Here is an 18,203-nt window from a genome sequence, read left to right as displayed (position 1 = left end):
CGTCCTCTCCTTGGTGGGATCCCTCTCAGTCTAGTCAAAGGCGCTCACTTGCGATAACCAACTGCTGTTTAGCGGGCTGCCCCCCTCCAGTTCGCTCAGCCGATCGCACACCTCTTCCGGGAACAAGGTACGAGCCCACAGCCGGCGGGAGAGCGCCGGCACGCTCTCCTGCGCTCCGTCCGCCAGCCAGCCTGCCAGCTCGCTGGCCACATCGGGGTAGATAATCTGGCCAGGGGCGGCAGCATCCAGCCAGGCCCGCACCGCGTTGGCATCGAGCGCATCCATCAGACGGGCCAGCCCCATCAGCTCCAGGGTCTTGCTGTTGGTCAGCTGCTCGAACTGACCCCCCAGCGGCTTGACCAGCAGCTTCTTGCCAAGGGAGAGCGCCTCCGAGGCGAGCTCGAAGCCACCGTTGGTGATGACCCCGCGACAGCCGGCCAGCATCTGCTTGAACCCCTCCCTCGCCTGCGGCTCAAACGCTATGTTGCGCCACTGACTGGCGCTGCGAATGGCCGGATGAAAGCAGACGAAGCGCTGCTGGTTGAAGCGCGACAGCAGCGCTGCGATCGCCTCGGTCTGCTCAAACGGCAGGTAGACCAGGATCTGCTGATTGTCGGGCGCAGACGGAATGGCGTCTATGATGGGTGGCAGCAAGGGCTGGCCGAAGTGGAACCAGTGCAACCCAAGCGCCTGGCGCACCGGCGCGAAGTGGCGCATCAGCTGACGGTTGAAGCCGCTCTCCCCCCAGCGTGGAATGGGCCAGTCGAAACTCGCCTGGTGGCTGATGGTGAGACTCGGCTTGCCCCAGCGACGGGCGGCGTGGGCACTGATCGGCTCGAAATCACTGATGACGAGGTCGTAGTCGCGGCAATCGAGCGCCCGCATGTCACGCCAGAAACGCAGCGGCGAGAGCCCCTTGAGGGTTCGCCAGCCCGAAATGGCCCCCTCGTGGCTGACGAAGGTGATACCGGGAAAGGCACGATAATCGCCGAATTCGGCCATCTCGAAGTAACTTTCCGCGGGGCGGCCGCTGAACAGATAGTCCACCTCCAGACCACGGGCTCGCAGCGCCCGCGCCAGGGTACGACTGCGGCTGATGTGACCGTTGCCGGTGCCCTGTACCCCGAACAGGATCCTCATCATTGGCCCCAGCCGAGCGCCAGCAGGGCGCAGCCACCGCCGAGCAGGGCGCCGGCCACCAGATCGCTCAGATAGTGCACCCCGAGCAGCAGACGGGACGCCCCCACCAGCGCGGCCCAGACAAACAGCAAGGGGGCCCAGAGCGGGAAGCTTGCGGCCAGCACGGTTGCCATCAGGAAGGCGGCGGCGGTGTGGCCGGAGGGCAGGCTGTAGCGATCGGAAGGGGTGATGAAGACCGGCAGCCCCACCGGGCGCTGGCGCTTGAGCAGGTTCTTCAGCAGCAGGTAGAGCGGCAGCTCGAAGGCGAAGGCGAGCAGCGCCAGCTTCACCAGCTCGCGCTCGGCCTCCCCCTGCCACCAGAGCAGGGCCGCCAGCACGGCGTAGAGCGGGCCGTCACCGGTGCGGGAGACAAGGCGACTCACCCTGGCTTGCTGCCGGTTATAGGCGTGCAGCAGGCAGATACGGCACACCTGCAGGTCCCATTGCTGGATCTTGTTCATAACCCCTCCTTCCCTGAAGTCTTAGGGCAGACTAGGGCGACGGGGTGACACTTGGTTGAACGTGGGATAACAGATTTATGAAAAAAGGGCCGAATGGCCCTTTTTGCTGTCTTAGGTGGCAAATGATCAGTTCAGGGTGCCGCGCAGACCGTTTTCCATCAGACGGCAGTTGTGATCCGCCAGGCGGGCCATGAAGTGTTCATCCACGGTCAGGCCGAACACCTGCTCGTAGAGATCCTTCATCACGAACGGCTGCCACATCATGCTGAGGAAGGAGATCTTCAGCATCTCGGGATCCAGGTTGTCACCCAGTTCGCCGTTGTTCTTCATGGACTCCAGCAAGGCATCGAACTGGGGCAGCTGGCGTTCCAGCAGACGGTTCAGCACAAAATCCCGACCTGGGCTTTTCTCGGTCGATAATGCGCTGGAGATGGCGGAGGTCAGCTCGCTGTTGGGTGCCATCACCTGATAGTAGGTGTTGAGCAGGTCGTTGAGGCTGCGGTTGCCGGCCTCATCGTGCCAGGCTTGGTCCAGCGGCTCGGCCACATCGCCCAGCACCGCCTTGTAGAGACCCTCTTTGCTGCCGAAGTAGTAGTGGATCATCGCCAGATTGGAGCCGGCCAGCTCGGCGATCTCACGGGTCGTCACCTTGCTGTAGGGGGTGTTGAGAAAACGCTCACGGGCGGCAGAGAGCAACTTGTCACGAATGTCAGAACGTCCGACCGGACGACCAGGTCTACGTTTTTCCATTTAATACCTCGGATAATTCAGCAAAAACTGACAAGTCGATCTGATTGCACAGATGATCGAGTACAGCAGGAATGACCAGATAATCGTGCAAGGGCCGAATATGGGACAAGTAAATTTGCACTCCTTTACAATCCGATTAAATAAACCAGCGAAATGAACCGGGTCTGCGCGGTTGACACAGCATAAAAATCTCGATATTGGTAAAAGCGTTATCGACTGGAAGGATTGATTCATCATGCGTATTGCCGCTCCGCTACTACTAATCTCCCTAATCGCGACCAGTCGCGCGGGATCCTTGTAGCCGGGCTCAGGCATAGCCGGAATTTACAAAAACCCGTGCACCCTGCACGGGTTTTTTTATGCCAACGCAGGATGCACGTCACCGAACTTAGGAAGAGGGAAGTCACATGTCAGATCGGGTCATCATATTCGACACCACCCTGCGCGATGGTGAGCAGGCTCTGGCGGCCAGCTTGACGGTCAAGGAGAAGCTGCAGATCGCCCAGGCGCTGGAGCGGCTCGGTGTCGACGTCATGGAGGTGGGGTTCCCGGTCTCCTCCCCCGGCGACTTTCAATCGGTGCAGACCATCGCCCGCCATATCAAACTGAGCCGGGTCTGTGCCCTCGCCCGAGCCCTGCCCAAGGACATCGACGCCGCCGGCGAAGCCTTGCGGGTCGCCGAAGCGTTTCGCATCCACACCTTCATCTCCACCTCCTCCATCCACGTCGAGAGCAAGCTGAAGAAGAGCTTCGAAGACGTGCTGGAGATGGGGGTCAACGCCATCAAGCATGCCCGCCGCTACACAGACGACGTGGAGTTCTCCTGCGAGGATGCGGGCCGCACCCCGATAGACAACCTGTGCCGCATGGTGGAGGCCGCCATCAAGGCCGGTGCCCGCACCATCAATATTCCGGATACCGTCGGCTACACGGTACCGACCGAGTTCTCCGGCATCATCCAGACCCTGTTCAACCGGGTACCCAACATCGATCAGGCCATCATCTCGGTACACTGCCACGACGATCTGGGCCTCTCGGTGGCCAACTCCATCGGCGCCGTGCAGATGGGGGCCCGCCAGATCGAGTGCACCATCAACGGTATCGGCGAGCGGGCCGGCAACTGCTCGCTGGAAGAGGTAGCGATGATCCTGAAGACCCGCGCCGATCTGCTCGGGGTGCACACCAACATCCGCCACAGCGAAATTCATCGCACCAGCGCCCTGGTCAGCCAGCTCTGCAACATGCCGGTGCAGCCCAACAAGGCCATCGTCGGGGCCAACGCCTTCTCCCACAGCTCCGGCATCCATCAGGACGGTGTGCTCAAGGCGAAAAACACCTACGAAATCATCACCCCAGAGAGCATCGGCCTCACCCAGAACAACCTCAACATGACTTCCCGCTCCGGCCGCCACGTCATCAAGCACCGGATGGAGTCCATGGGCTACGCCGAGAGCAGTTACGACCTCGACGATCTCTACGGCAAGTTCCTCACCCTGGCCGACAAGAAGGGGCAGGTGTTCGATTACGATCTGGAGGCGCTCGCCTTCTTCAGCCAGATCCACGAAGAGCCGGAACACTTCAAGCTGGAGTACCTCGGCGTGCAGAGCGGCAGCTCGGTGATGGCCACCGCCTCGGTGAAATTGAAGGTGGGCCAGGAGATCGTCAGCGAAGCCGCCACCGGCAACGGCCCGGTGGACGCTGTCTACCAGTGCATCAACCGCATCACCGGCTACGAAATCAGCATCGACAAGTACGAACTCAAGGGCAAGGGGGAAGGCAAGAACGCCCTCGGCCAGGTCGACATAGTCGCACAGTACAAGGGCCGCAAATTCCATGGCATGGGCCTGGCCACCGACATCATAGAGTCTTCCGCCCAGGCGTTGATCCACGTGATCAACAGCATCTGGCGCGCCGATCAGGTGGCCGAACAGATGGAACGCAACGTCGCAAAAACAGACAAGATCAATACGGAGAGCGTGTGAGTATGAGCAGTTATCGGATCGCAGTATTGCCGGGTGACGGCATTGGCCCGGAAGTGATGGCCGAGGCCGTCAAGGTGCTGGAAAAGGTGCAGGCCAAATTCGGCTTCGCCCTCGACTACGAGCGCCATGACGTGGGCGGCATCGCCATCGACAACCACGGCACCCCGCTGCCCCAGAGCACCATTGCAGGCTGCGAGGCGGCCGACGCCGTGCTGTTCGGCTCGGTGGGCGGCCCCAAGTGGGAGCACCTGCCCCCCAACGATCAGCCGGAACGCGGCGCCCTGCTGCCCCTGCGCGCCCACTTCAAGCTGTTCTGCAACCTGCGTCCGGCCCGCATCTACACCGGCCTCGAGCAGTTCTCGCCGCTGCGTGCCGACATCTCGGATCGCGGTTTTGACATCGCCTGCGTGCGCGAGCTGACCGGCGGCATCTACTTCGGCCAGCCCAAGGGGCGTGAAGGGGAAGGCCCCACCGAGAAGGCATTCGACACCGAGGTATACCATCGCTTCGAGATCGAGCGCATCGCCAAGATAGCCTTCGAGTCCGCCCGCGTGCGCAAGGCCAAGGTCACCTCCATCGACAAGGCCAACGTGCTCGCCTCCTCCATTCTGTGGCGCGAGGTAGTGACCGAAGTCGCCAAGTCCTATCCGGACGTGGCGCTGAATCACATGTACATCGACAACGCCACCATGCAGCTCATCAAGGATCCGTCCCAGTTCGACGTGCTGCTCTGCTCCAACCTGTTCGGTGACATCCTCTCCGACGAGTGCGCCATGATCACCGGCTCCATGGGGCTGCTCCCCTCCGCCAGCCTCAACGAGTCGGGCTTCGGTCTGTTCGAGCCGGCCGGTGGCTCGGCCCCGGATATCGCCGGCAAGGGGATTGCGAACCCCATTGCCCAGATCCTCTCCGCCGCCCTGATGCTGCGCTACAGCCTGGGCCAGGAAGCCGCCGCCCAGGCCATCGAGCAGGCCGTAGCCCAGACCCTGGCCGAGGGTTACTTCACCGCCGACCTGCATCAGGCCAGCGCCCGTCACCCGGTGCAGAGCACGGCCGAGATGGGCAGCCAGATCGCCGCGCGCATCTGACCCCACGGCATCGATAACAAGGAAACCGAGCAATGGCCAAGACCCTCTATCAGAAAGTATTCGACGCCCACGTGGTCCGGGAAGTGGAAGGAGAAACGCCCCTCATCTACATCGACCGCCACCTGGTGCATGAAGTGACCAGCCCGCAGGCATTCGACGGCCTGCGCGCCATGAACCGCCAGCTGCGCCGCCCGGACCTGACCTGGGCCACCATGGATCACAACGTCTCCACCACCACCAAGGACATCGCCGCCTCCGGCGAGATGGCCCGCATCCAGATGGAAACGCTGGCCGTCAACTGCAAGGAGTTCGGGGTCCGTCTGTATGACCTGAACCACCAATACCAGGGCATAGTCCACGTGATGGGCCCCGAGCTCGGCATCACCCTGCCCGGTACCACCATCGTCTGCGGCGATTCCCACACCGCCACCCACGGCGCGTTCGGCTCGCTGGCGTTCGGCATCGGCACCTCCGAAGTGGAACATGTGATGGCCACCCAGACCCTGAAACAGGGCCGCGCCAAGACCATGCGCATTTCGGTCAACGGCAAGCTGGCCGCAGGCATCAGCGCCAAAGACGTGGTGCTGGCCATTATCGGCAAGGTTGGCCATGCCGGCGGTACTGGCTATGTGGTGGAATTCGCCGGCGAGGCCATCGAAGGGCTCACTATGGAAGGGCGCATGACGGTGTGCAACATGGCCATCGAGCTCGGCGCCAAGGCCGGCATGATCGCCCCCGACCAGACCACCATCGACTACATCCGTGGCAAGGAGTTCGCACCCAAGGGCGAGGCGCTGGAACAGGCCATCACCTACTGGCAGAGCCTCAAGAGCGACGCCGATGCCAGGTTTGATGCCGAAGTAGTGCTCGACGCCGCCGACATCGCCCCGCAGGTCACCTGGGGCACCAACCCGGGTCAGGTGATCGCCGTCAATGAGCCGATTCCGGCACCGGAATCCTTCAGCGACCTGATGGAGCAGCAATCCGCCCGCAAGGCGCTCGCCTACATGGACCTGCAACCGGGCCAGAAGCTCTCCGACGTCGCCATCGACAAGGTGTTCATCGGTTCATGCACCAACAGCCGCATCGAGGATCTGCGCGCGGCTGCCGCCATCGCCCGCGGTCGCAAGGTCGCCGCCGGGGTGCAGGCTCTGGTGGTGCCGGGCTCCGAACAGGTGAAGGCCCAGGCCGAGGCCGAGGGGCTGGACAAGATCTTCATCGAGGCTGGCTTTGAGTGGCGCCTGCCCGGCTGCTCCATGTGTCTGGCCATGAACAACGACCGGCTGCAACCGGGGGAGCGCTGCGCCTCCACCAGCAACCGCAACTTCGAAGGGCGTCAGGGCCGCGCCGGCCGCACCCATCTGGTGAGCCCGGCCATGGCTGCTGCAGCAGCCGTCACCGGCCACTTCGCCGACATTCGCGCATTGTAAGAGGAAAGAGTGATGACAGGATTCAAACAGCATAAAGGGATCGTCGTCCCCCTCGACAGCGCCAACGTCGACACCGACGCCATCATTCCCAAGCAGTTTCTGCAGAAGGTCAACCGCATCGGTTTTGGCAAGCACCTGTTCCACGACTGGCGCTTCCTGGACGATGCCGGTCAGCAGCCCAACCCCGAGTTCGTGCTCAATCAGCCGCAGTTCGCCGGTGCCAGCATTCTGCTGGCCCGCGAGAACTTCGGCTGCGGCTCGAGCCGCGAGCACGCCCCCTGGGCGCTGGCCGACTACGGCTTCAAGACCATCATTGCCCCGAGCTTTGCCGACATCTTCTACGGCAACGCCATCAACAACGGCATGGTGCCGGTGCGCCTGAAGGAGGAGGAGGTCGAGGCCCTGTTCCAGCTGGTTGCCACCCAGCCGGGCATCGAGATCGAAGTGGACCTGGAGGCCAATCAGGTACGCGCAGGTAGCCTCCGTTTCGGTTTCGAGATCGACGAGTTCCGCCGCTACTGCCTGCTCAACGGGCTGGACGCCATCGGCCTGACCCTGCAACACGAGGCCGCCATCAGCGCCTTCGAGGCGAAGCAGCCGAGATGGATTTGACCCATCAGGTGTCATAAAACGAGTAGAATCAACAGGGAGCCGCGGCTCCCTGTTTTATTGTGAGGCCATGCATGCCCGACGGGACACCTGAATGAAGATGACGATCGCCCTCCCCCTGCTCTGCGGCCTCTGGCTGGCGCTGCCGGTCTGCGCTGCGCAGACCTATTTCAACAGCAGCGGCGGGCAGCTCAACGTCGGCTGGCAGGACAAGGACGGCAAGGCGCAGCAGCTCACCTATCGGCTGGAAGCGGGAAAGCTGCCGCCACTCATCGCCTATCGGCCGGCCCGCATGCAGGAAGACGTGCTGCAGAGCCTGCTACAACAGGGGATGGCCGAATTCCCTACCGTGCAGCTCTCCCTCTCTCGCCCCCAGATGGAGCTCAAGATCAAGGGACGCCAGCCGGAGCAGGTCAACAAGGCCATGGGCTGGCTCACCCAGCAACGGGACAAGCTGGAGTCCGAGTGGCTCAAGCAGCACTATTTCCAGCCCTTCACCGCCCCCGACGGCGCCGCCGCCATCAAGCAGGACCATGTGCGTATCGCGCTGGAGAGCCGCAGCGAACTGGCGCCGCTGGCCGAGCAGCTCAAGCAGCAGGGCAGCACCGAGACCGAAGCCCGCCTGAAGACGGTGGCCCATATGCTCGACTTCGTGCAATCCATCCCCTATCAGCTGCTCGACAGCCAGTCGGGGCGCCAGGGGAAGGGCTTTTTAACCCCGCGCCAGGTGCTGGAGCAGAACCAGGGCGACTGTGACAGCAAGGTGACCCTGATGGCCGCCATGCTGGCCCAGCTCTTTCCCGAGTTGAAACAGGCCATGGTGTTCGTGCCGGGTCATGCCCTGCTGGGAGTGGCGCTGCCAGCCAAGCCGGGTGAGGCCACCCTGAACCGGGAAGGGGAAACCTATCTGCTGATGGAGCCCACCGGCCCGGCCCAGCTGGCAATGGGCCAGCTGGCCCCCACCAGCAAGACCCTCATCGACAGCCAGCAGCTGAGCGTGCAGCCGGTTCGCGCGGACAAGTAGCGCTGCTCGTCGGAGCTGTCGTAAACATGAGGGAGCACGCCAGAATGAAATCGACCAGCGCGGGGCTGGTCGATGCATGACGAAGGGTGTGACGGCCGGTCAGGCGAGGGCCTGGAACTCGATGGCCAGCAGCAGCCCATCCTCTTCTTCCAGCACCCGGATGATGCGGGCCTGCGCCTCGAAGGGAGGCAGCAGGTTGTTGTTGGTGGCCAGGCTCACCCGAATGGGTTGGCTCACATCGAGCTGATGCTCGGCGACGGCGATCCCCATGCCGTTGGCACTGAGATCCCGGCAGACCCCTTCCAGTACCTGCTGTTGCTGAAAGATGGTGACGGGGGCATTGATTATCATGCGCTGGAAGGCGCGCCTTTCCTTGGTGCTGGTGATCACGCGAACATCCTCTGTTGTCTGACGCCGTCTCGCTGGCCCGCAGGAACAATTGTGCTGGCCTCCCCCCAAGAACGTTAATACAATGCGGTTCGTTTCTCAAACGGGGTGCGGTTTACCGCTGAGATTATACCCGTGAACCTGATCCAGATAATGCTGGCGGAGGAATTTGAGGCATGGCGCTCATTTTTTGCGCCCTCATCCGCTGGCACCTCATTGCTAAGGGAGTGCCACTCATGAAAACCCTGCTGCTGGTCGCCACCAGCCTGCTCAGTGCCCAGGCCTTCGCGGCCGAGACCCTCACCGTCTACACCTACAACTCCTTCACCGCCGAATGGGGACCCGGTCCCAAGATCAAGCAGGCCTTCGAGAAGGAGTGCGGCTGCACCCTCAAACTGGTGCCGCTTGAAGATGGCGTGGCGATCCTCAACCGGCTGCGGCTGGAAGGCAAACACAGCAAGGCAGATCTGGTGCTGGGGCTGGACGATGCACTCGTCAGCGAAGCCAAACAGAGCGGCCTGTTTGCCCCCCACGGCAGCAAGCTGGACGGAGTCAAGGTGCCGGGCGGCTGGCAGGACGATACTTTCGTCCCCTACGACTACGGCTACTTCGCCTTCGTCTACGACCAGAGCAAGCTCAAGAACCCGCCCAAGAGCCTCAAAGAGCTGGTAGCGCGCCCGGACCTCAAGGTGATCTATCAGGATCCGCGCACCTCCACCCCGGGTCAGGGGCTGATGCTGTGGATGAAGTCGGTCTACGGGGATGAGACACCAGCCGCCTGGGCACAGCTGGCCAAGAAGACGGTCACCGTCACCAAGGGCTGGTCCGAGGCCTACGGCATGTTCCTCGACGGCGAGGCGGACATGGTGCTCTCCTACACCAGCTCCCCGGCCTATCACCTGATTGCCGAAAACAAGCCGCAGTATCAGGCTGCGGCGTTTGAGGAGGGTCATTACCGCCAGGTGGAAGTGGCCGCCAAGCTCAGCAGCGCCACCCAGGGCAAGCTGGCGGATAAGTTCCTGCAGTTCATGACAAGCCCCGCCTTCCAGAACGAGATGGCCACCGGCAACTGGATGTATCCGGTGATCGACACGCCGCTGCCCAAGGGCTTCGAGCAGATGATCACCGTAGCCAAGCCGCTTGCCTTCAGCAGCGACGAGGTGGCCGCCAATCGCAAGAACTGGATCCGCGAGTGGCTGCAAGCCGTCACCCAGTGAGCAGTATCTTCGCCAGAGCGCAGGCTCGTCCCCTCTGGTGGCTGCCGGGCAGTGCTGCCACCCTGATCATCCTGCTGCTCTCCTTGGGGCCGCTGGCGGCCCTGTTGTGGCAGGCCGGGGCGCTGGCGCCCCGTACCCTGCTGGCCGACCCCTACCTGCGCCACGTGCTGGGCTTCAGCCTCTGGCAGGCGCTGCTCTCCACCCTGCTGAGCCTGGGGCTGGCCATTCCGGTGGCCCGCGCCCTGGCGCGGCGCCGCTTTCCGGGTCGCACCCTGCTCATCAAGCTGTTCGGCCTTTCGCTGGTATTGCCGGTCATCATCGCCATCTTCGGCATCGTCGCGGTACACGGCAAACAGGGTTGGTTGCCACAGCTGCTGCACGGGCTGGGGCTCGCCCCTGGCAATTATCTTTATGGTCTGTTCGGTATCCTGCTGGCCCACATCTTCTTCAACATGCCGCTGGCGGCGCGCTTGTTGCTGCAGAGCCTAGAGGGCATCCCCGAGTCCTCCTGGCGCCTCGCCAGCCAACTCGGCATGCGCTCCTCCCACATCTTCCGGCTGCTGGAGTGGCCGCTGATCCGGGCCCAGCTGCCAGGTCTGGCCAGCCTCATCTTCATGCTCTGCTTCACCAGCTTCACCACAGTGCTGGCGCTCGGGGGCGGCCCCAAATCCACCACCCTGGAGGTGGCCGTCTATCAAGCGCTGCGCTTTGACTTCGATCTCGCCACCGCCGGCGGGCTGGCGCTGGTGCAACTGATCCTCACCGCGGGTCTGCTGATGCTGCAACACAAGCTGCAGAGCAGCCCGACCAGCCGGATCAGCGCCCGGCGTCCCTGTCTGCGCCCGGACCGCCATCAGCCGGGAACCGGTCTGGTGGACGTCCTCGCCCTCGGGATCGGGCTGGCCGTGTTCCTGCCCCCCTTGCTGGCGATCGTGGTAGCCGGCCTCAACCCCGGCCTGCCGGGCGCGCTGACCTCAAGCAAGTTGTGGCTGGCCAGCGGCCAGTCGCTGCTGATCGCGCTGGCGGCAGGCAGCCTGGCCACTCTGCTCGGCAGCGCGCTGCTGCTCACCAGCCGTCACCTGCGCGTGCGGGATCGCAAGCGGCGGGCCGCCGCCATGTGGGAGGCCAGCGGCTCGGTGATCCTGATGATCCCGGCGGTGGTGCTCTCCACCGGCCTGTTCATCCTGTTCATGCCGTTCGCTGACGTGTTCGCCCTCGGTCCCTGGCTGGTGGTGCTGGTCAATGCCCTGATGGCGCTGCCCTATGTGCTGCGCACCCTCTCCGCCCCCATGCAGCTGGTGGTGCGCCAGTACGACCGGCTGGCCGACAGCCTGGGGGTACGCGGACTGCATCGCCTGCGACTGGTGGAGTGGCCCCTGCTGCGCCGCCCGCTGGCCCAGGCGGCCGCGCTCTCGATGATCCTGTCGCTGGGAGATCTCGGCGCCATCGCCATGTTCGGCAGCCAGGAGCTCACTACCCTGCCCTGGCTGCTCTATCAGCAGCTCGGCAGCTACCGGCTGACCGAGGCGGCCGCCACCGCCCTGCTGCTGCTGATCCTCTGTTTCTCGCTGTTCTGGCTGATTGAACGTGGCCTGGGAGGCAAGCATGCCGAACATTGAAACGCACGCCCCAACCGTTTATTCGCCCGCTCCGGCCGGTCGAACAGCCCCTTGGAGAAGAGAAGATGCTGAATATTGATCAGCTGGTCACCAGCTACCCGGACTGGCGCGTCAGCTTCAGCGCCACCCTGCCCAAGGGGGAGATCACTGCGCTGATCGGCCCAAGCGGTGCTGGCAAGTCGACCCTGCTCGGCATGATCGCCGGTTTCGTGCCGGTAGAGTCCGGCACCCTCGACTTCGATGGCGAGGATCTGCTGCCGCTGGGCCCGGCCGCGCGACCGGTCACCACCCTGTTTCAGGATCACAACCTGTTCCTGCATCTGTCGGTGTTCGACAACATCGCTATCGGCCTGCACCCCGGTCTGCGCCTGAACGCGGCCCAACGGGCTCAGGTGAAGGATGCCGCGAGCCGGGTCGGCCTTGGCGAGATGCTCACCCGGCTGCCGGAACAGCTCTCTGGCGGCCAGCAACAGCGGGTCGGGCTGGCGCGTGCCCTGGTGCGTGGCAAACCCTTGCTGCTGCTGGATGAGCCTTTCTCGGCACTCGATCCCGCCCTGCGCCGGGAGATGCTGGCGGAGGTGGCGAGGCTCGCCTGCGAACAGGGCATTACCGTGCTGATGGTGTCTCACAACCCGGAAGATGCCCAGCTCATCGCCGACCAGGTGCTGTTCGTCGACGAGGGGCGCATCGCCCTGCAGGGTACCCCGGACATCCTGCACAACAGCGATCACCCCGGGCTGCTGCGCTACCTTGGCCGCGCGCTAGCGCCATAGTAGATGGCTAAAAACTGATGGTATCCCCCTGTCATGCCGGAGGATGCCCAGCTGATTGCGCCGATCAGGTGTTGTTCGTCGACGAGGGGCACATCGCCCTGCAGGGTACGCCGGACATCCTGCACAACAGCGACCACCCCGGGCTGCTGCGCTATCTTGGACAATGACCCAAGAACACTGAACTGGTGGCGGTATCAAAAAAGGGAAGCCAAGTGGCTTCCCTTTTTCATATGAAGATAGACAGTCAAATCAGAGGTTTTCCTCGGCGAAGGAGGCGAGCTTGCTACGCACCACCCCGTTCAGGAAGATGTTGGCACTGCCATCGAAGTCTTTGAAACGCTCGACGATATAGGTCAGCCCCGAGGTCACCGGGCTCAGGTAGTTGGAGTCAATCTGGGCCAGGTTGCCAGAGCAGACGATCTTGGTGCCCTCGCCGCAGCGGGTGATGATGGTCTTGATCTGGGACGCGGTCAGGTTCTGGCACTCGTCCAGCAGCACGAAGGTGTTCTGGATGCTGCGCCCACGCATGAAGTTGACCGATTTGAACTGGATGTTGGCCTTCTCCATGATGTAGCTGAGGGACCCGCTCATGTTCTCGTCCTGCTTGTGCAGCACCTCCAGGGTGTCGGTCACCGCTGCCAGCCAGGGCATCATTTTCTCTTCTTCGGTGCCAGGCAGGAAGCCAATGCTCTCGGCAATTTCCGGGGTATTTCGGGTGACGATCACCTTCTCGTAGATCCCCTTCTCGATCACCAGCTCCAGCGCGGCGGCCATGGCCAGCAGGGTTTTGCCGCAGCCCGCCGGGCCGGTCAGGATCACCAGGTCGATGTGCGGATCGAGCAGTGCATCGAGCGCCATCCCCTGATAGACGTTCTTGGGATGAACCCCCCACGCCTTGCGGGACATCAGCCGTTCGCGCCCCAGATCCTTGATGCGGATCTTCTGGCTGTCGTGGCTGAGCACCCGGGCGGCGAAGAAGTTCTCTTCATCGATCAGGTACTGGTTGACGTGAATGCCCTCCAGCAGGTTGGCATCGATGACGTGAACGGTATCGCGGCCATGGGTCTCGCTGTCGCACTCGCCGACCCGCTCCCAGAAGCTGCCGGGCACCACCTGGAAGCCCTTGGCCAGCAGGCGGATGTCGTCGATCAGCTGGTCGCTGCGGTAATCCTCGACGTGGGCAAGCCCGGCGCCCTTCGCCTTGAGCCGCATGTTGATGTCTTTGGTGACCAGCACCACCTGACGTTTCAACTCGTGCTTTTGCAGGTAGAGAGCCGCGTTGATGATGCGGTTGTCGGCCTCCTTGTCGGTGAACACCTCGGCATCCTGCGGCAGATGGTGGTCACTGAAGATGGAGATGTGACCGCTCGCCTCACCGGCCAGCGCCACCCCTTGCGCAATTTGTTCCGGCGTTGCATCGCGGAATACATCCTCCAGCGCCCGGATGGCCACCCGCGCATCGCGGCTGACGTCCTTGTGGCGATCCTTGATGTTGTCGAGCTCTTCCAGCACCGTCATGGGGATGAGCACGTCGTGCTCTTTGAAGGAGTAGATGGCGAGGGGTTCGTGAAGCAGAACGTTGGTATCCAGGATAAACAGCTTTCGGTCCGTGTTGTCCATAAGCATCCTCCTTGGCACTGAAGGTGCCACGTGTGTGAATCTCAGATGTCATTGAAACCACACGGCCGTGACAGTTTTATTACCCCCAACGCTACGCCCGATTTTACTATCGCGCAACAAATCGCGTGTGCTGCCAGTGCGTTCGAACAGAAAAGCAGCAATGAAAAAGGCTGGCACCAAGGCCGGCCTGTTGTCTGCGCTCAATCACTCAACCGCACTTGGAATCGCCGCAGTTGAGGCAGGTCATGCAGCCATCCTTCTGCACCAGCGCCTTGCTGTGGCACTTGTAGCAAAGCGCTGCACCGGGTGGGAAGCCGCTGCCGGCCTGCTGCTCGTCGGCCTGTTGCCGGGCTTGCAGCTCGGCCTGCTTGTCGGCCAGGAACGCCTGCTGGTGTTCATCCAGCCCAGCCACCTTGAGCATGCCGATCTCAGTGAGATGGGTTTCGATCACGTTGCCAATTTCGGCGATAAGCGAGGGTACGTACTTGCCCTTGTTCCAGTAGCCCCCCTTGGGATCGAACACCGAGCGCAGCTCCTCCACCAGGAAGGTGACGTCTCCCCCTTTGCGAAACACCGCCGAGATGATGCGGGTCAGCGCCACGATCCACTGATAGTGCTCCAGGCTTTTCGAATTGATGAAGATCTCGAACGGGCGGCGAGTCTCGTGCACCGTCCCCTCGTTGAGAATGATGTCGTTGATGGTGATGAACAGCGAGTGTTCGGAGACATGCTCCGGCGTCTTCAGCTTGTAGGTGGTGCCCATCAACCGCTCCGGCCGCAACACCGTCTCGTGCATGTGAACCACGTCATCCTGCACAGGGGGTTGCTGCGGTTCATCCCGGGTTTTCACCTGGTAGGCGACGATTTTCCTGTCGATTTTCTTGACCATGCGCTCGTCCTCAGAATTTACCGTAATAGCCTTCTTTCAAGGCGTCATAGAGGTTGGCAGCGGTGTGCAGCTCACCATCGTATTCGATCTCTTCGTTCCCTTTCGCCGTGACGACCGAGCCATCCTCCAGGGTGAACTCGTACAGGGTGTTCTCCAGATCCTGCTCCTTCACCAGCACCCCCTGGAAGGCTGCCGGGTTGAAGCGGAAGGTGGTGCAGCCCTTGAGCCCCGAATCCGACGCATAGAGGTAGATGTCCTTGAACTGCTCAAACGGAAAGTCGGTCGGCACGTTGGCTGTCTTGGAGATGGAGGAGTCGATCCAGCGCTGGGCCGCAGCTTGAATGTCCACGTGCTGGGCCGGGCTGATGTCGTCGGCGGTGATGAAGTAATCCGGCAACCGGGTCGCCTCATCCTCGGCATAGGGCATGGCAGCCGGATTGACCAGCTCGCGGTAGGCCAGCAGCTCATAGGAGTAGACATCCACGCTCTCCTTGCTCTTCTTGCCCGGCTTGATGACGTTGCGACTGTAGTGGTGGGCAAAGCTCGGCTCGATGCCGTTGCTGGCGTTGTTGGCCAGCGACAGCGAGATGGTGCCGGTCGGCGCAATGCTGCTGTGGTGGGTGAAACGCCCCCCCACCTCGGCCAGCTCGGCAACCAGGGCGGGATCCACCTCGACCACCTGCTGCATGTAGCGGCTGTAACGGGCGTGCAGCACCTTGCCCTTCACCTTGTCACCGAGCTTGATGCCGTCTGCCGCCATCTCGGGACGCAGCCGCAGCAACTTGCCGGTCACCTCGAACTCCTGCTCCATGATGGGGGCCGGGCCCTTCTCCTTCGCCAAGGCCAGGGACTCGCGCCAGCCGGTCATGGCCAGCTCCTGAGATACCTGCTCGGTAAAGGCGACGGCGGCGGCAGAGCCGTATTTTATCCGCAACATGGTGAGGGCCGAGCCGAGGCCGAGGAAGCCCATGCCATGACGGCGTTTGCTGATGATCTCCTCACGCTGCCTGGCAAGCGGTAGCTGGTTGATCTCCACCACGTTGTCCAGCATGCGGGTGAAGATGGCCACCACCTTGCGAAACGCGGACCAGTCGAAGGCGGCCTGTTCGGCGAAAGGGTCGCGCACGAACCGGGTCAGGTTGACCGACCCCAGCAGGCAGGCACCATAGGGGGGCAGAGGCTGCTCACCGCAAGGGTTGGTGGCGCGGATCTCCTCGCAGAACCAGTTGTTGTTCATCTGGTTGACCTTGTCGATCAGGATGAAACCGGGCTCCGCATAGTCATAGGTGGAGGTCATGATGACGTTCCACAGCTTGCGGGCAGGCAGGGTCTTGTAGACCTTGCAGGCGACCTGCCCCAGCTCGTTGAACACCACCCCTTCCCTGTTGGGCCAGTCGGCCCAGAACACCTGAGCAGGATCGTCCAGCGCTATGCCGTCCTGCTCCACCTCCCTGGCGGTGTAGGGGAAGATAAGCTGCCAGGGGGCATCCTCTTTTACCGCCTTGACGAACTCTTCGGTGATGAGCAGGGAGAGGTTGAACTGACGCAGACGGCCATCCTCCCGCTTGGCCTGAATAAACTCGACCACATCGGGGTGACGAATATCCATGGTGCCCATCTGTGCGCCGCGACGACCACCGGCTGACGAGACGGTGAAACACATCTTGTCGTAGATATCCATGAAGGAGAGCGGACCCGAGGTATAGGCCCCGGCACCGGAGACAAAAGCCCCGCGTGGACGCAGGGTTGAAAAGTCATAGCCGATGCCACAACCGGCTTTCAGGGTCAGTCCCGCTTCATGCACCTTGCCGAGAATGTCGTCCATCGAATCCTCGATGGTGCCGGAGACGGTGCAGTTGATGGTCGAGGTCGCCGGCTTGTGCTCGAAGGCTCCCGCATTGGACGTGATGCGTCCCGCCGGGATGGCACCGTTGCGCAGCGCCCACAGGAAGGGCTCATACCAGACGTCTGGCTGCGACTCCTGGCCAGCCAGGGCAAGGGCGACCCGCTGGCAGGTTTCATCGATCGTGCCATCAATGGGGACGCCATCCTTGCTCTTGAGACGATACTTGCTGTCCCAGATCTCGAAGGAAGTGTCCTGCAGCGGGATCAGGCGAGAGGCGCTCTCACTCTCCTGCACCGGGTTGGATTTAGCCATGTTCAATCAACCTCATGTGAATGGAACAACGTCACGACAGTAGCAACAAACACAACCAATAGCGAACAAACAAAATAAAAACACTATATGTAGTATTTTTAATAACAAGAGAGCCTGCCTCATCCTAAAAAAACGCCCCGGCCAGCAGTGTGCTGAGCCGGGGCATTGACCGATTCATCGCCCGGGAAACGTGCTTCCCGGTCCAGATCAGGGTTTCTTGACGTACACGGTCGGGGTATCGCCCGCCATGTTCAGATAGAACTCATAGACGCCATCCGCATCCGGAGAGAACTTCATGTCTTCATACTTGGAGCAGGGGTTGACCGGCACGGCTTCACCACCCAGCACGGCAACACCGTCACTCGGGCTCTTGTAGCCGAAGTTGGTGCCACAGCTCCAGCCAGAATCGGCGAACTTGAACTTGTAGGGAGCCCACTCTTTCTTGAGCGTTCCCTTGGCCATGTAGAGCTTGTCGGCCACCTTGACCACCTTGCTCGCGTCGGTTGCCATCCAGTCGTTCATCTCCCCACGCAGGTAGATGGACTTACCACCGAAATCGCTGTTGTCCGCAGCCGCTTGCTCAGCGCCACCGTGAGATGCGCAACCGCCTAATACCAGGGTTCCCGCCGCCAGCATCATCGTTACTGTTCTTTTGAACATGTGTCCATTCCTCAGATTATTGTGATTCCTTGGCCCATCGAACGTGGGCAGACGAATTAAAGCAGAGCGGGCATCACAAGAAAGGTAGAGGCATCACATTCTGTGCTTTTTCTGTTCAGCAATTGAATTGATGAACAAATATCAGCCAGACAAGAAGCAGAGCATATAGAAAACGGGGTCAGGAAAGATGACCTTGAGCGATCAGATAAACGAGGTTCAGAGAGGAAAAGGCTGATTTTCTGGCAATAAAAAACCCCGCTCGATGAGCGGGGTTTCTTGTATTGGGTGCCTGGCAGTGTCCTACTCTCGCATGGCGAATGCCACACTACCATCGGCGCTACCGCGTTTCACTTCTGA

General features: G+C 61.9%; 16 protein-coding genes and 1 riboswitch. Of the genes, 8 read left to right on the top strand and 8 right to left on the bottom strand.

The features are described 5' to 3' along the window. Positions 1–30: 30 nt before the first annotated feature. The 3 genes from OKC29_RS10255 to OKC29_RS10245 form a co-directional block, all read right to left on the bottom strand. Positions 31–1,140 carry an MJ1255/VC2487 family glycosyltransferase gene (locus OKC29_RS10255; protein WP_073348972.1) on the bottom strand — a complete coding sequence of 370 codons (1,110 nt, stop codon included), beginning with the start codon at positions 1,138–1,140 and terminating at the stop codon, positions 31–33. Next, positions 1,140–1,640, bottom strand: a complete 501-nt coding sequence (locus OKC29_RS10250; RefSeq protein WP_073348970.1) for a phosphatase PAP2 family protein — start codon at positions 1,638–1,640, stop codon at positions 1,140–1,142. The genes OKC29_RS10255 and OKC29_RS10250 overlap by 1 nt, the downstream gene beginning before the upstream one ends. A 126-nt stretch (positions 1,641–1,766) precedes the next feature. Further along, the gene (locus OKC29_RS10245) at positions 1,767–2,390 is read right to left on the bottom strand and encodes a TetR/AcrR family transcriptional regulator (RefSeq protein ID WP_011704823.1); all 624 of its coding nucleotides are present in this window, start codon (positions 2,388–2,390) and stop codon (positions 1,767–1,769) included. Between the two features lie 407 nt (positions 2,391–2,797). Here OKC29_RS10245 and leuA point away from each other — a divergent pair, with 407 nt between their 5' ends. The 5 genes from leuA (at position 2,798) to OKC29_RS10220 (ending at position 8,523) form a co-directional block, all read left to right on the top strand. Next, a complete protein-coding gene (gene leuA, locus OKC29_RS10240) occupies positions 2,798–4,372 on the top strand; it encodes a 2-isopropylmalate synthase (RefSeq protein WP_073348968.1) in 1,575 nt (524 codons plus the stop codon). Between the two features lie 2 nt (positions 4,373–4,374). Then, positions 4,375–5,460, top strand: a complete 1,086-nt coding sequence (gene leuB, locus OKC29_RS10235; RefSeq protein ID WP_043125041.1) for a 3-isopropylmalate dehydrogenase — start codon at positions 4,375–4,377, stop codon at positions 5,458–5,460. A gap of 32 nt (positions 5,461–5,492) precedes the next feature. Beyond that, positions 5,493–6,890, top strand: coding sequence for a 3-isopropylmalate dehydratase large subunit (gene leuC / locus OKC29_RS10230; protein WP_073348966.1), 1,398 nt, complete (start codon positions 5,493–5,495; stop codon positions 6,888–6,890). 12 nt (positions 6,891–6,902) lie between these two features. Further along, the gene (gene leuD, locus OKC29_RS10225; RefSeq protein ID WP_073348964.1) at positions 6,903–7,502 is read left to right on the top strand and encodes a 3-isopropylmalate dehydratase small subunit; all 600 of its coding nucleotides are present in this window, start codon (positions 6,903–6,905) and stop codon (positions 7,500–7,502) included. Between the two features lie 91 nt (positions 7,503–7,593). Further along, on the top strand, positions 7,594–8,523 hold the full coding sequence (locus tag OKC29_RS10220; protein WP_073348961.1) for a hypothetical protein: 930 nt from the start codon (positions 7,594–7,596) through the stop codon (positions 8,521–8,523). Positions 8,524–8,622: 99 nt separating this feature from the next. On the opposite strand, the gene OKC29_RS10215 is transcribed toward OKC29_RS10220, so the two are convergent. Next, positions 8,623–8,913 carry a PilZ domain-containing protein gene (locus OKC29_RS10215; RefSeq protein ID WP_017410271.1) on the bottom strand — a complete coding sequence of 97 codons (291 nt, stop codon included), beginning with the start codon at positions 8,911–8,913 and terminating at the stop codon, positions 8,623–8,625. A gap of 91 nt (positions 8,914–9,004) precedes the next feature. Further along, positions 9,005–9,095: riboswitch (TPP riboswitch) on the top strand. A 51-nt stretch (positions 9,096–9,146) separates the two neighbouring features. Here OKC29_RS10215 and thiB point away from each other — a divergent pair. The 3 genes from thiB (at position 9,147) to thiQ (ending at position 12,519) form a co-directional block, all read left to right on the top strand. Continuing rightward, positions 9,147–10,127 carry a thiamine ABC transporter substrate binding subunit gene (thiB, locus tag OKC29_RS10210; RefSeq protein WP_073348959.1) on the top strand — a complete coding sequence of 327 codons (981 nt, stop codon included), beginning with the start codon at positions 9,147–9,149 and terminating at the stop codon, positions 10,125–10,127. Beyond that, positions 10,124–11,746: a thiamine/thiamine pyrophosphate ABC transporter permease gene (gene thiP / locus OKC29_RS10205; protein ID WP_073348957.1), complete on the top strand. Its 1,623-nt coding sequence runs from the start codon at positions 10,124–10,126 to the stop codon at positions 11,744–11,746. The genes thiB and thiP overlap by 4 nt, the downstream gene beginning before the upstream one ends. Positions 11,747–11,811: 65 nt before the next feature. Further along, on the top strand, positions 11,812–12,519 hold the full coding sequence (gene thiQ / locus OKC29_RS10200; RefSeq protein ID WP_045527994.1) for a thiamine ABC transporter ATP-binding protein: 708 nt from the start codon (positions 11,812–11,814) through the stop codon (positions 12,517–12,519). Between the two features lie 249 nt (positions 12,520–12,768). On the opposite strand, the gene OKC29_RS10190 is transcribed toward thiQ, so the two are convergent. The 4 genes from OKC29_RS10190 to OKC29_RS10175 form a co-directional block, all read right to left on the bottom strand. Then, positions 12,769–14,139: a PhoH family protein gene (locus OKC29_RS10190; RefSeq protein ID WP_011704812.1), complete on the bottom strand. Its 1,371-nt coding sequence runs from the start codon at positions 14,137–14,139 to the stop codon at positions 12,769–12,771. A 208-nt stretch (positions 14,140–14,347) separates the two neighbouring features. Then, a complete protein-coding gene (locus OKC29_RS10185) occupies positions 14,348–15,028 on the bottom strand; it encodes a TSCPD domain-containing protein (protein WP_017410266.1) in 681 nt (226 codons plus the stop codon). Positions 15,029–15,038: 10 nt separating this feature from the next. Next, positions 15,039–17,186, bottom strand: coding sequence for an adenosylcobalamin-dependent ribonucleoside-diphosphate reductase (locus OKC29_RS10180; RefSeq protein ID WP_073352344.1), 2,148 nt, complete (start codon positions 17,184–17,186; stop codon positions 15,039–15,041). 207 nt (positions 17,187–17,393) lie between these two features. Further along, positions 17,394–17,846 carry a pullulanase gene (locus OKC29_RS10175; protein WP_011704809.1) on the bottom strand — a complete coding sequence of 151 codons (453 nt, stop codon included), beginning with the start codon at positions 17,844–17,846 and terminating at the stop codon, positions 17,394–17,396. Positions 17,847–18,203: the final 357 nt, after the last annotated feature.

It is taken from the genome of Aeromonas sp. QDB34 (genome assembly GCF_027705405.1).
Classification (GTDB): Bacteria; Pseudomonadota; Gammaproteobacteria; order Enterobacterales; family Aeromonadaceae; genus Aeromonas; species Aeromonas hydrophila.
This window is presented reverse-complemented; position numbering and strand designations above follow the sequence as displayed.

What these genes read in the sequence shown, in the direction of transcription:
- OKC29_RS10255 (WP_073348972.1), bottom strand. Translation starts at nt 1,140, where the DNA reads ATGAGGATCCTGTTCGGGGTACAGGGCACCGGCAACGGTCACATCAGC.
- OKC29_RS10250 (WP_073348970.1), bottom strand. Translation starts at nt 1,640, where the DNA reads ATGAACAAGATCCAGCAATGGGACCTGCAGGTGTGCCGTATCTGCCTG.
- OKC29_RS10245 (WP_011704823.1), bottom strand. Translation starts at nt 2,390, where the DNA reads ATGGAAAAACGTAGACCTGGTCGTCCGGTCGGACGTTCTGACATTCGT.
- leuA (WP_073348968.1), top strand. Translation starts at nt 2,798, where the DNA reads ATGTCAGATCGGGTCATCATATTCGACACCACCCTGCGCGATGGTGAG.
- leuB (WP_043125041.1), top strand. Translation starts at nt 4,375, where the DNA reads ATGAGCAGTTATCGGATCGCAGTATTGCCGGGTGACGGCATTGGCCCG.
- leuC (WP_073348966.1), top strand. Translation starts at nt 5,493, where the DNA reads ATGGCCAAGACCCTCTATCAGAAAGTATTCGACGCCCACGTGGTCCGG.
- leuD (WP_073348964.1), top strand. Translation starts at nt 6,903, where the DNA reads ATGACAGGATTCAAACAGCATAAAGGGATCGTCGTCCCCCTCGACAGC.
- OKC29_RS10220 (WP_073348961.1), top strand. Translation starts at nt 7,594, where the DNA reads ATGAAGATGACGATCGCCCTCCCCCTGCTCTGCGGCCTCTGGCTGGCG.
- thiB (WP_073348959.1), top strand. Translation starts at nt 9,147, where the DNA reads ATGAAAACCCTGCTGCTGGTCGCCACCAGCCTGCTCAGTGCCCAGGCC.
- thiQ (WP_045527994.1), top strand. Translation starts at nt 11,812, where the DNA reads ATGCTGAATATTGATCAGCTGGTCACCAGCTACCCGGACTGGCGCGTC.
- OKC29_RS10190 (WP_011704812.1), bottom strand. Translation starts at nt 14,139, where the DNA reads ATGGACAACACGGACCGAAAGCTGTTTATCCTGGATACCAACGTTCTG.
- OKC29_RS10185 (WP_017410266.1), bottom strand. Translation starts at nt 15,028, where the DNA reads ATGGTCAAGAAAATCGACAGGAAAATCGTCGCCTACCAGGTGAAAACC.
- OKC29_RS10180 (WP_073352344.1), bottom strand. Translation starts at nt 17,186, where the DNA reads ATGGCTAAATCCAACCCGGTGCAGGAGAGTGAGAGCGCCTCTCGCCTG.
- OKC29_RS10175 (WP_011704809.1), bottom strand. Translation starts at nt 17,846, where the DNA reads ATGTTCAAAAGAACAGTAACGATGATGCTGGCGGCGGGAACCCTGGTA.